Annotated in this window: 12 protein-coding genes and 1 riboswitch; of the genes, 10 read left to right on the top strand and 2 right to left on the bottom strand. The window is 72.9% G+C overall.

Annotation, left to right across the window (positions count from 1 at the left end; translation table 11 throughout):
• Window positions 1–36: 36 nt before the first annotated feature.
• The gene (locus ACIQWA_RS25915) at window positions 37–282 is read right to left on the bottom strand and encodes an SCO4226 family nickel-binding protein (protein ID WP_360239874.1); all 246 of its coding nucleotides are present in this window, start codon (window positions 280–282) and stop codon (window positions 37–39) included.
• A gap of 284 nt (window positions 283–566) precedes the next feature.
• Window positions 567–694, top strand: a riboswitch (FMN riboswitch).
• A 217-nt stretch (window positions 695–911) separates the two neighbouring features.
• On the opposite strand from ACIQWA_RS25915, the gene ACIQWA_RS25910 reads away from it, so the two are divergent.
• From ACIQWA_RS25910 to ACIQWA_RS25865, 10 genes are all read left to right on the top strand, one after another.
• On the top strand, window positions 912–1,625 hold the full coding sequence (locus tag ACIQWA_RS25910; protein WP_402486369.1) for a riboflavin synthase: 714 nt from the start codon (window positions 912–914) through the stop codon (window positions 1,623–1,625).
• A complete protein-coding gene (locus ACIQWA_RS25905) occupies window positions 1,622–2,269 on the top strand; it encodes a nicotinamide mononucleotide transporter family protein (RefSeq protein WP_360239868.1) in 648 nt (215 codons plus the stop codon). The genes ACIQWA_RS25910 and ACIQWA_RS25905 overlap by 4 nt, the downstream gene beginning before the upstream one ends.
• Window positions 2,266–3,573, top strand: a complete 1,308-nt coding sequence (locus ACIQWA_RS25900; protein ID WP_402486365.1) for a bifunctional 3,4-dihydroxy-2-butanone-4-phosphate synthase/GTP cyclohydrolase II — start codon at window positions 2,266–2,268, stop codon at window positions 3,571–3,573. Before ACIQWA_RS25905 ends, ACIQWA_RS25900 begins: the two co-directional genes overlap by 4 nt.
• Before the next feature lie 40 nt (window positions 3,574–3,613).
• Window positions 3,614–4,087 (top strand): 6,7-dimethyl-8-ribityllumazine synthase, encoded by a 474-nt coding sequence (gene ribH, locus ACIQWA_RS25895; RefSeq protein ID WP_360239862.1) that lies wholly within the window; start codon window positions 3,614–3,616, stop codon window positions 4,085–4,087.
• A gap of 102 nt (window positions 4,088–4,189) precedes the next feature.
• The gene (locus tag ACIQWA_RS25890; RefSeq protein WP_360239859.1) at window positions 4,190–4,462 is read left to right on the top strand and encodes a phosphoribosyl-ATP diphosphatase; all 273 of its coding nucleotides are present in this window, start codon (window positions 4,190–4,192) and stop codon (window positions 4,460–4,462) included.
• A gap of 50 nt (window positions 4,463–4,512) precedes the next feature.
• Window positions 4,513–5,361 carry an ATP phosphoribosyltransferase gene (gene hisG / locus ACIQWA_RS25885; RefSeq protein ID WP_360239856.1) on the top strand — a complete coding sequence of 283 codons (849 nt, stop codon included), beginning with the start codon at window positions 4,513–4,515 and terminating at the stop codon, window positions 5,359–5,361.
• A gap of 85 nt (window positions 5,362–5,446) precedes the next feature.
• The gene (locus ACIQWA_RS25880) at window positions 5,447–5,914 is read left to right on the top strand and encodes a PH domain-containing protein (protein ID WP_402486361.1); all 468 of its coding nucleotides are present in this window, start codon (window positions 5,447–5,449) and stop codon (window positions 5,912–5,914) included.
• Window positions 5,915–6,141: 227 nt separating this feature from the next.
• Window positions 6,142–7,485: a hemolysin family protein gene (locus ACIQWA_RS25875; protein WP_402486358.1), complete on the top strand. Its 1,344-nt coding sequence runs from the start codon at window positions 6,142–6,144 to the stop codon at window positions 7,483–7,485.
• Complete coding sequence (locus ACIQWA_RS25870; RefSeq protein WP_402486355.1) at window positions 7,482–8,528, top strand: hemolysin family protein; 1,047 nt, start codon at window positions 7,482–7,484, stop codon at window positions 8,526–8,528. The genes ACIQWA_RS25875 and ACIQWA_RS25870 overlap by 4 nt, the downstream gene beginning before the upstream one ends.
• 122 nt (window positions 8,529–8,650) lie before the next feature.
• Window positions 8,651–9,637, top strand: a complete 987-nt coding sequence (locus ACIQWA_RS25865; protein ID WP_402486352.1) for an NAD-dependent epimerase/dehydratase family protein — start codon at window positions 8,651–8,653, stop codon at window positions 9,635–9,637.
• Between the two features lie 94 nt (window positions 9,638–9,731).
• On the opposite strand, the gene ACIQWA_RS25860 is transcribed toward ACIQWA_RS25865, so the two are convergent.
• A complete protein-coding gene (locus ACIQWA_RS25860; RefSeq protein WP_402486767.1) occupies window positions 9,732–11,729 on the bottom strand; it encodes an AAA family ATPase in 1,998 nt (665 codons plus the stop codon).
• Window positions 11,730–11,968 lie beyond the last annotated feature (239 nt).

The raw sequence follows: 11,968 nt of genomic DNA, 5'->3' as shown, positions 1-11,968 counted from the left end.
GGGGACGGCGGTACCGGGGACGGTCGCGCCCGACCGTCACACCGAGAACGGCACCGAGTGGATCTCGGCCGCCGGGTGCCCGGTCCGTTCGTGGACCCGCTGCACCGCTTCCCTGGACGGCGCCTCGGACAGGCAGTACACCGTGCCGGTCTCGGGGTCCGCCCAGGCCTGCTCGAAGTGCACGCCCTCCCCGCCCTCGACCGCCAAGTCGGCCGCGTGGGCGGCCCTGAGCTGCTCCGGCGTGATCCCGACCATCCCGTGGTGGACGTCCATGAACTTCATCGCGCTCGCCTCCGTATCTTGCGAAACCTTGCGAATCCCGCGAACCTTCCGAACGCTGCGAGTCCCACGGGCCCTGCGCACCGTGTGAACCCCGCCGGCCGTCCGGCCCCACCACCAGGGTCACCCTGCGCGCACGGCGGCGCCACCGGCGCCGTGCCGGACGCACCGGTGCCGTACCGGACCCACCGCGCATTCCCCGCGCGGCCGTGAAACAGGCCACAGCGGAACCCTCTCCCTCGGCTCGCACCCCGCGTGGCACAATGACGTCATCAGCAGTGACGTTCAGCGCACTCCGGGGTCGGTGAAAATCCGAACCGGCGGTTACAGTCCGCGACCCGTCCGCAGCCAGCGGCCGGTTGACCAGGTGAAATTCCTGGACCGACGGTTAAAGTCCGGATGGGAGGCGTGCGCGGGCGGACGAAGAGCAGTACCCGTGGTCCATCACGAACCGGACCGGACCACGGTCAGGTGAACGGCGGGAGAGGTGTCTCCCGGGTCGGGCGAGCGATCTCCCGGCGGTTCCGGCACCCCGGCGACGGGTCGTGTCGGCAGCCCTGTGCACCGGTGCCCGTCCGTGTCATCTCCCTCTGCCGCCCCGGAGTCCGCGCCCCAAGCGCGAGGAGACCCGGGTGTTCACCGGCATCATCGAAGAGCTCGGCGAGGTCGTGTCGATCGAGGAGATCGGCGACTCCTCGCGAATCCGCCTGCGCGGCCCGGTGGTTCGTGTCGGCGCGCGTCACGGCGACTCCATCGCGGTCAACGGCGTCTGTCTGACCGTGGTCGACAGTGCCGAGGAACTGGCCGCCGAGACGGGCGAGTTCAGCGCCGACGTGATGGCCGAGACGCTGCACCGTTCCAGCCTGGGCGAGTTGAAGCCCGGCTCCCCGGTCAACCTGGAGCGCGCGATGGCGCTCGGCGCCAGGCTCGGCGGGCACCTGGTCCAAGGTCATGTCGACGCCACCGGGCGGCTGTTGAGCCGCGAGCCCGGCGAGCGCGACGCGGCCGGAAACCTGCGCTGGGAGGTGCTGCGCTTCTCGCTGCCGGAGTCCATCTCCCGGTACCTGGTGGAGAAGGGCTCGATCACGGTCGACGGCGTCAGCCTCACCGTGGTGGAGGCGGCCCGCGACAGCTTCACCGTCAGCCTCATCCCGGCCACCCTCGCGCTGACCACGCTCGGCGCCAAGGCCCTCGGCGAGAGCGTCAACCTCGAGGTGGACGTGCTCGCCAAGTACGTGGAGCGGCTGCTCGAATCGCGCACCCTCCCGAACCTGCCGCACACCGCACAGGCCACGCACACCGCAGACACCGCACACATCACGCACAGCACGGGGGACAAGGAATGAGCTGGCTCAGCGGAGAGGCGTTCACCGTCCTCGGTGAACACGTGAAGTGGGCCGACATGATCGGCAACCTGTTCGGCTTCGGCGGCCTGGCGCTCGGCTGGCGCCGCTCGGTGTGGAGCTGGCCGGTCCAACTCCTGTCCGGCGTCGTGCTGATCGCGGCCTACTTCGGGGGCCACGTCCCCGGCCTGATCGGCAAGCAGCTGATCGTCATCGTCACCGCCGCCTGGGGTTGGGCGCAGTGGCGGCGCGGGCGCCGTGACGCCGGCACCATCTCGGTGCGGTTCGCCAGTTGGCCCGAGCGGGCCGCCCTGGTGGCCGGCACCGCAGCCGGCACGGTCGCCCTGGCGCTGCTGTTCACCGCCTACCCCGAGCTGTCCTGGAGTCCCTGGTCGGACGCCTACATCTTCGTCGGCACGCTCGCCGCGATGGTGGCCCAGGCGCGCGGCTGGCTGGAGTTCTGGTTCGCCTGGATCGCGGTCGACGCGGTCGGCGTCCCGTTCGCCTTCAACAGCGGCTACACCTTCTCGGGCCTCACCTACTCCGTCTACTTCGTCCTGGTGCTGCTCGGCCTGCGCTCCTGGTGGCTGAGCACCCGTGAGCCGCGAGCCACGTCCGCCAACGTCCCGCAGGGAGTCACGGCATGACCGAGAACCAGACCCAGCCCGGCGCCCGGCCCGGCAGCGAGTCCGGCACCCGCCCCGGCAGCGACGGCGACGAGTTCGTCCTCGACCCGGTCGAGCGGGCGATCGCCGACATCGCGGTCGGCCGCGCGGTGATCGTGGTCGACGACGAGGACCGCGAGAACGAGGGCGACATCGTCTTCGCCGCCTCCGCCGCGACCCCCGAGCTGATGGCCTTCACCATCCGCTACAGCTCCGGCGTGATCTGCGCCCCGATGACCGGTGAGGAGCTGGACCGCCTCAAGCTCCCGCCGATGACCCAGGTCAACGAGGACCGCAAGGGCACCGCCTACACCGTCTCGGTGGACGCCCGCGAGGGCGTGGACACCGGCATCTCCGCCGCCGACCGCGCCCGGACGGTACGGCTGCTCTCCTCGCCCGGCACCGAGCCCGGGGACCTCACCCGGCCCGGGCACGTCTTCCCGCTGCGCGCCGTCGAGGGCGGGGTGCTGGTCCGCCCCGGGCACACCGAGGCCGCCGTCGACCTGGCCCGGCTGGCCGGGCTGGCGCCGGCCGGGGCGATCGCCGAGGTGGTCAACGACGACGGCACCATGGCCCGGCTGCCCGAGCTGGTCGCCTTCGCCCGTGAGCACGGCCTGGCGATCATCTCCATCGAGGACCTGATCGCCTACCGCCGCCGCACCGAGCTGCACGTCGACCGGGCCGCCACCACCGCCCTGCCCACCGTGCACGGCGAGTTCACCGCGGTCGGCTACCGCGGCACCATCGACGGCGTCGAGCACATCGCGCTGGTGGCCGGCGGCCTCGGCGCGGACGGCCGGCTGCCGGACGGCGAGGACGTGCTGGTGCGGGTGCACTCCGAGTGCCTGACCGGCGACGTCCTCGGCTCGCTGCGCTGCGACTGCGGTCCGCAGCTGGAGGCCTCGCTCCGGCGGGTCGCCGAGTCCGGCCGCGGCGTGGTGCTCTACCTGCGCGGCCACGAGGGCCGGGGGATCGGCCTGGCCCACAAGCTGCGTGCGTACGAGCTGCAGGAGCAGGGGCGCGACACCGTCGACGCCAACCTGGACCTGGGCCTGCCCGCGGACGCCCGCGACTACAGCATCGCGGCGCAGATGCTGGTGGACCTCGGCGTCCGCTCGCTCACCCTGCTGACCAACAACCCGCGGAAGCAGACCGCGCTCACCGACCACGGGCTCAAGGTCAAGGGGCGCGAGTCGGTCGAGATCGCGCCCAGCGAGCACAACCTGCGCTACCTGCGCACCAAGCGCGACCGGATGGGCCACGACCTGCCCGGCCTCGGCTCCTGACACCATCCGAACCTCCCACCCCAAGACAGGAAGTAGCGACATGAGCGGCCACGGAGCCCCCGAGCTGACCATCGACGGCGCCGCCGACCTCAAGGTCGCCGTCATCGCCGCCCAGTGGCACGACAAGGTGATGAACGGCCTCCTGGACGGCGCCCACCGGGCGCTCAAGGAGCTCGGCGTCGCGGAGCCGACCGTGCTGCGCGTCCCGGGCACCTTCGAGCTGCCGGTCGCGGCCAAGCGCCTCGCCGACCGCGGCTACGACGCCGTGATCGCCCTCGGCGTGGTGATCCGCGGCGGCACCCCGCACTTCGACTACGTCTGCCAGGCGGCCACCGCCGGCCTGACCCAGGTCAGCGTGGACACCGGCGTCCCGATCGGCTTCGGCGTGCTGACCTGCGACAACGAGGAGCAGGCGCTCGACCGGGCCGGTCTGCCGGGCTCGGCCGAGGACAAGGGCCACGAGGCCGTCACCGCCGCTGTCGCCACCGCCGCCGTCCTGCGCGACGCCCGCTGACGTCAGGCCGTACGGTCCCGGACCGTGGACGTCCACCGGACTGTCCACGGTCCGGGACCGTTTACCGTCCGCCTCCCCGCACGCCGTATGGTGAGTCCCATCATGGCTTCGAAGACATTCGAGGAGCTCTTCGCCGAGCTCCAGCAGAAGGCCGCCACCGGCGACCCCTCGTCCTCCCGTACCGCCCAGCTCGTCCAGCAGGGCGTCCATGCGATCGGCAAGAAGGTCGTCGAGGAGGCCGCCGAGGTCTGGATGGCCGCCGAGTTCCAGTCGGACGAGCAGACGGCCGAGGAGATCTCCCAGCTCCTCTACCACGTTCAGGTGATGATGATCGCCCGTGGGCTGACGCTCGACGACGTCTACAAGTACCTCTGAACCGCTCCCGACAGCACCCCCTCCCCGAACAGGTAAGGAACCGACTTCCCATGCTGCGCATCGCCGTCCCCAACAAGGGTTCTCTCTCGGGTCCCGCGGCGGAGATGCTCCATGAGGCCGGATACCGCCAGCGGAAGGACCCGAAGGAGCTCGTCCTCGTCGACCCGAACAACGAGGTCGAGTTCTTCTTCCTCCGCCCGCGCGACATCGCCGTCTACGTCGGCTCCGGCCGCCTGGACGTCGGCATCACCGGCCGCGACCTGCTGCTGGACTCGCACTCCAACGCGGAGGAGGTGCTCGCCCTCGGCTTCGCCGGGTCGACCTTCCGCTTCGCCCGCCCCGAGGGCCTGGACGTCAAGGACGTGCAGGGCCTGGAGGGCCTGCGGATCGCGACCTCCTACACCGGCCTGGTCGAGCAGCACCTGGCCGACCACGGCGTGACGGCGACGGTCACCAAGCTGGACGGCGCGGTCGAGACCGCGGTGCAGCTGGGTGTCGCCGACGTGATCGCCGACGTGGTGGAGACCGGGACCAGCCTGCGCAACGCCGGCCTGGAGGTCTTCGGCGAGCCGATCCTGGTGTCGGACTCCGTGGTGATCCGCCCCAAGGGCGCGGGCGAGGACGCCCGGGTCGAGCAGTTCCTGCGTCGTCTCCAGGGCGTGCTGGTGGCCCGCCGCTACGTGCTGATGGACTACGACATCCGGGCCGAGAAGGTCGGCGCCGCCGTGGCGCTCACCCCCGGCCTGGAGTCGCCGACCGTCTCCCCGCTGCACACCGAGGGCTGGGTGGCCGTCCGCTCGATGGTGCTCCGCAAGGAGGCCCAGCAGATCATGGACGACCTGTGGGGCATCGGCGCCCGGGCGATCCTGGTGACCAACATCCACGCCTGCCGTCTCTGACCTGCTCGCACGGCAGAGAGTAAAGAACGGTTCAATAGGGGCGGGGACGCTGACCGGCGTCCCCGCCCCTGTGCTGTCGCCCGTCATGATCCAGAGCCACCGGAGACCCCACGTGTCCACCCCGCCCGTCGAGTTCCCCGTCACCTGGGCGCCCCGGCGCACCCGCGCGGTGCTGCTGCCGGTCTGCGCCGTGCTCGTGGCGCTGTTCGTGGTGCTGGCGGTGCTGCTCCCGGCGAACTGGCAGCTCAACGACCGGATCATGATGGTCGCCAGCGGGGTGCTGTTCGCCGCCGTCGGCCTGATGCTGGCCCGCCCCCGGGTGAGCGCCGACGCCGAGGGCGTGACGGTGGTCAACTTCGTCCGCAGCCGCCGGCTGTCCTGGCCGGAGATCGTCCGGGTCAACTTCCGCCAGGGCGAACCGTGGGCCACCCTCGACCTCGCCGACGGCACCTCGCTGGCCGCGGTCGGCATCCAGTCCGGCGTCGGCAAGGACCAGGCGATCGCGGACGCCCGCGCGCTGCGCGACCTGGTCGAGCACCACGCCCAGGTCTGACGCGCACCCGCCGGGACCCCCCAACCGGGGGCCCCGGCGGGTCCGAACACGCTTCCTACCGTCACGCCGGTATGGTCTACGCTGGTAAAAGCGGGGCAAAACTTCGTTCCCGCCCCAGCACGACCTGTACCGCACCGACCAGAGGAGTGACACTCCCCCTCGATGGACGATCCGTCCGGTAGTACCTGCGCCGCCTCGCTTCCGACCCCCGGAAGGCAGGCGGCACTGTGATCACCGCCTGGCTGCTGTTGCTCGCGGCCGTGCTCCTGATCCTCGCCAACGGCCTCTTCGTGGCCGCCGAGTTCGCCTTCGTGACCGCCGACCGGGGCGCGGTGGAACGTTCCGCCGAAACCGGCGACGTCAAGTCCCGCCGGGTCTCCCGGGCCCTGCGGCACCTGTCCTTCGAACTCTCCGGCGCCCAACTGGGCATCACCGTCACCTCGCTGGTGGTCGGCATGCTCGCCGAGCCGGCCCTGTCGACCCTGCTCTCGCCCGTGATGTCGGGCATCGGGGTGCCGGACTCCGCCGCCCGCGGCGTCGCCGTGGTGGTCGGCATGGTGGTGGCGACCGTCGTGCAGATGGTGATCGGCGAGCTGGTGCCGAAGAACTGGGCGATCTCCCGCCCGCTCCAGGTGGCCCGCGCGGTCGCCGCCCCGCACATGGCCTTCTCCTTCGCCTGCCGCCCGCTGATCAGCTTCCTGAACGGCGCCGCGGACCGCACCGTCCGCGCCTTCGGCATCGAGCCGCAGGAGGAGCTGGAGCACGCCCGCACCCCGGCCGAGCTGGTCTCGCTGGCCCGGCACTCGGCCAAGGCCGGTGCGATAGACGAGGAGTCGGCGACCCTGTTCGTCCGTACCCTCGGCCTCGGCGAGCTGACCGCCGAGTCGGTGATGACCCCGCGGATCGACGTCGCCGCCCTCCAGCGCGACGCCACCGCCTCCGACGTCATCAACCTGACCCGGGCCACCGGCCTGTCCCGCTTCCCGGTCTACACCGACACCGTGGACGAGATCACCGGCATCGTGACGCTCAAGGACGCCCTCGCCGTCCCGGCCGCCCGCCGCGGCCTGGTCCGGGTCGCCGAGCTGGCCTCGCCGCCGCTGCTGGTGCCCGAGACCCTGCCCGCCGAGCGGCTGCTGGACCAGCTGCGCCGCCTCCAGCCGATGGCCATCGTGGTCGACGAGTACGGCGGCACCGCCGGGGTCGTCACCGTCGAGGACATCGTCGAGGAGATCGTCGGCGAGGTGCAGGACGAGCACGACCCCGAGGACCACCCCGACCTGCTCGCGCTGCCGGCCGTCAACGGCCTGCCGGCGTGGGAGGCGGACGGCCGCGCCCGGCTCGACCAGCTGGAGGCGATCGGCCTGAACGCCCCGGACGGCCCGTACGAGACCCTGGCCGGTCTGGTCTCCGACCTGCTCGGCAAGCTCCCCGAGGTGGGTGAGCAGGCCGAGCTGCCCGGCTGGCGGTTCACCGTGACCGGCGTCGACCGGCACCGCACCAGCCAGGTCCGGGTGGAGCGCACCAGCGCGCCCGGCCGGTTCGGCGAGAACGGGGAGAACGTCCGATGACCGTGCTCCAACTCGCCGTCGCCGTCCTGCTCCTGCTCGGCAACGCCTTCTTCGTCGGCGCAGAGTTCGCCGTCGTCTCGGTGCGCCGCAGCCAGATCGAGCCGCTCGCCGAGGCCGGGCACAAGCGCGCCCGGACGGTGCTGCACGCGCTGTCCAACGTCTCCGCGATGCTGGCCGCCGCCCAACTCGGCATCACCGTCTGCTCGCTGGGCCTCGGTGCGCTCGCCGAGCCGACCATCGCCTCGCTGCTGGAGGACCCCTTCCACGCGATCGGCGTCCCGTCCGGCCTGATGCACCCGCTCTCGTACGGGATCTCGCTGGCCCTCGTGGTCTTCCTGCACATGGTGCTGGGCGAGATGGTGCCGAAGAACATGGCGATGGCCGGCCCGGAGCGGGCCGCGCTGCTGCTCGGCCCGCCGCTGGACCGGCTGGCCCGCTGGCTCACCCCGGTGATCCGGGCGCTCAACGCCTTCGCCAACGGCGTGCTGCGGCTGTTCCGGGTGGAGGCCAAGGACGAGGTCGAGTCGGTGTTCACCACCGAGCAGCTGATGTACCTGCTGGTCGACTCCCGGGACGCCGGCCTGCTCGACGAGGACCGCCAGGAACGCCTGGAGGACGCCCTGGAGCTGGGCCGCCGCCCGGTCACCGACGTCCTGCTGCGGCCCGAGCAACTGGTCACCGTGGACCCGAAGGCGACCGCCGCCGAGGTCGAGGAGCTCGCCCTGCGCACCGGCTTCTCGCGCTTCCCGGTCACCGACGGGGACCCGGCCGGCCACGGCTACCTGGGCTACCTCCACCTCAAGGACATCCTCGACGTGGACGACCCGTCGGCGCCCGTCCCGGCCCGGCTGTGGCGGCCGATCACGGTGCTGCGCGGCAGCCTCCCGCTGGACGACGCCCTCGGCGCGATGCGCCGGGCCACCTGCCACCTGGCCGCCGTGCTGGACCAGGACGGCCGTACGGTCGGCGTGGTGATGCTGGAGGACGTCCTGGAGGAACTGGTCGGCGAGATGCACGACCCGGACCACCGGACGACCGCCTAACCACCGGAACCGGCGGAAGCACGGGAAGACCCTCCTCCGCCGACGGCGTGTCCGCCGAGGGCGAATCTGCCCACAGCAGGCAACGGTTCCCAGGCCGGCCACCCCGGGGGAGGGTGGTCGGCATGAGACTCCTGCTGCTGGGTGGAACGAAGTTCGTCGGACGGGCCGTCGCCGAGGAGGCACTGGCCAGGGGATGGGAGGTGACGGCCCTCAACCGCGGCACGCAGCCCGCGCCCGAGGGCGTCCGGGTGCTGCGCGGCGACCGCACCGCCGAGGACGGCCTGGCCGCACTCGGCACGGGGGAGTGGGACGCGGTGGTGGACACCTGGTCCTGGGCCCCGGCGGCGGTGCGCGACAGCGCCCGGCGGCTGAACGGCCGGGTCGGCCACTACGCGTACGTCTCCAGCCGCTCGGTGTACGACCACCCGCTGCGCGCCGGGGCCGACGAGACCGCGCCGGTGGTCGACTCCGACCCGGACCTCACCGGCGAGGTGGGCTACGCGGAGGCCAAGCGCGGCGCCGAACTGGCCCTGGAGGCGGAGTTCGGCGGACGCGCCCTGCTGGTCCGCGCCGGACTGATCCTCGGCCCGTACGAGGACATCGGCCGGCTGCCGTGGTGGCTGAACCGGATCGCCCGGGGCGGCCCGGTGCTCGCCCCGGGCCCGCGCGAGCTGCCGCTGCAGTACATCGACGGCCGCGACCTCGCCGCCTGGACCCTGGACGCGGTGGCGGCCCGGCTGGGCGGACCGTACAACGTGGTCAGCCCGGCCGGTCACACCACCATGGGCGGGCTGCTGGAGGCCTGCGTCGGGGCCACCGGCTCGGACGCCGAGCTGCGCTGGACGGACCCGGAGCGGATCCTGGCGGCCGGTGTGCAGCCGTGGACGGAGCTGCCGGTCTGGCTGGCGCCCGGGGAGCTCTACGACTTCCTGCACGGCGCCTCGGTCGCCCGCGCCGTCGCCGCCGGGCTGCGCTGCCGCCCGGTCGCCGAGACGGTCGAGGACACCTGGGCCTGGCTGCGGTCGATCGGCGGCGAGGCCCCGCAGCGCGCCGACCGGCCGAGCGTCGGGCTCGACCCGGAGCGCGAGGCGGAGCTGCTCGAGGGCTGAGACCCGGAGCGCGAGGCGGAGCTGCTCGACGGCTGAGGTCCGGAGCGCGAGGCGGAGCTGCTCGACGGTTGAGGCCCGGTGGGGGAGCCGGTCGTCAGCTCCGGCCGTCGATCAGCTCCCCGTACGCCTGCACCAGGTCCGGTAGCCGAAGCGTCGCCAGGTCCTCCCGGCCCGGCGGTTCGCGCAGCAGCGAGAGCCGCAGGTCCCGGTAGGCGCAGGACTTCTCGTACAGGGTGCGGATGAACCGGCCGTTGCCCAGCTCGTCGATCCAGCCCTCGCGCACCACGTGGGTGCAGATGCTGGCCAGCTCCTCGGCCGCGTCCTCGTCCCAGCCGTCGCCGTCCCGGCCGGCCAGCGCCGCGCCGATCGCGGTCAGCTCGTTCGGCCGGTAGCTCGGGAAGTCGACCCGGGTGGTGAAGCGGGAGTTGAGGCCGGGGTTGGTGGCGAGCAGCCGGTTCATCCCCTCCGGGTAGCCGGCCAGGATCACCACCAGCCGGTCCCGGTTGTCCTCGGCCCGCTTGAGCAGCACCTGGAGCGCCTCGTCGCCGTAGGCGTCGCCCTTGGTGTAGCCGGAGTTGGAGAGGCTGTACGCCTCGTCGATGAACAGCACGCCGTCCAGCGCGGAGTCGATCAGTTCGTTCGCCTTGACGGCGGTCTGGCCGAGGAACTCGCCCACCAGGTCAGCGCGTTGGGCCTCCACCAGGTGGTCGCCGGAGAGCAGTCCGAGGGCGTGGAAGACCCGGCCGAGGATCCGTGCCACGGTGGTCTTGCCGGTGCCGGAGGGGCCGGAGAAGACGAAGTGCCGCTTCGGCGGCTGGACCGGCAGCCCCTGCTCGGCGCGCAGCCGCGACATTCTCAACTGTGCCGACAGCGCCCTGACTTGGCGCTTGACCGGCTCCAGGCCGACCATCAGCGAGAGTTCGGCCAGGGCCGCGTCCAACTCCCGCTCGTTGCCCGCGGTTCGGGGCGGCGGCGCGGCGGCGGTGCGGGGCTGGGCCTCGCCGCGCACCGGCAGCGGCGGGGGTGGCGCGGCGGGGCCGGCCGGGGCGCTCGAACCCGAGCGTTCACCGGCCGTCTGGGGTGCGCCGTCCGCCGGGGCGGTGTCCGCTTCCGCTGCGGTGAGCGGGCCGTCCACGAGGGTCGCGTCCACTGCGGGCCCGCCGCCGACCGGGCTGGCGGCGGTGCCGAACTCGGCGTCGTAGAGCGGCCCTTCGGCGTAGCCGGGGTCGTCCTGGTAGCCCGTCCCACCGCCCACCCCGGCTCCGTCCGGCCCCGCGCCGTCCAGCCCCGCACCGTCGAGACCGGTCCCGTCCAGCCCGACGCCGTCCGGGCCGGTCCCGTCCAGCCCGCCCGAGCGCCCGTCCGCGAGCAGCCCGTCCGCGAGCGCGTCCTCGGCCGAGATGGCTGCCAGCCGGGCCGAGGTGTCCATGAACGCCGGGTCCGCCCGGTGCACCGCCCGGTAGAGCGGCAGCGCCGCGGCGCTGCGTCCGGCCCCCTCGTACGCCCGGGCCAGCCAGTAGCGCAGCTCCTTGCGCTGCGGCTGCTCGGAGCGGCAGCGGGCCAGCGAGGCGGCCAGCGGGGCCTGCGCCTGGGCGCACATGTCCAGCCGCACCCGGGCCATCCCGGCGAAGAGCCCGGCCTCGATGCCCAGCAGCGGGTCGTCCAACAGCCGGTCGGTGTCCCGGATCAACTGCTCCCAGTCCTTGAGCAGGTAGGACCGGCAGGCGTACAGGAACTGCGCGGACGGGTCCTCGCTGGGGGCCGGGCACTGCTCCAACGCCCGGTCCAGCTCGGCCAGGTGGCGGCCGTCCAGCCAGTGCGAGGCGTGCGCCAGCGCGAGGTCGCGGGCGTCCTCCAGCACCGGCTGCACCCACCAGCCCAGCCAGTACCAGGAGCTGAGCGGGCGGCGGTGCAGTCGCCGCTGCTCGCCGAAGCGGTTCTGGTTGCGGTACATCGCGAGCAGGGCGGCCGAGGTGTCGCTGCGCAGGGCGTGCAGGCCGAGCCAGGCGTCGGCCATGCCGGGGTCCAGCCGGACGGCGGCCCGGAACTCCTCCTCGGCCCGGGCGTAGGCGCCGGCCGTGTAGGCGTCCATGGCCCGCAGCCAGGCCCGGTCGGCGAGCCGGTCCGGGCCGCCCGCCGTGCTGTCGGAACTGTCGACCGTCGTCACTCACGCCCCCCGCGGTGTGGCCCGGGGCTCGGCCGGCGGATCGCCTGTGCTCAGCCGGGCCGGTGGTCGTCGAGCCCCCGGGGCGCATATGCGCCTACCGGGAATCGTACCGGCGCGGGGCTGATCCGGAAGGGTGCCGCACAGGGTCAAATGCGATCGTGCAC

The sequence above is a fragment of the Kitasatospora sp. NPDC098652 genome (assembly GCF_044760155.1).
GTDB lineage: Bacteria > Actinomycetota > Actinomycetes > Streptomycetales > Streptomycetaceae > Kitasatospora.
The sequence above is the reverse complement of the archived record's forward strand: the minus strand, read 5'-3'. Positions and strand labels throughout refer to the sequence as shown.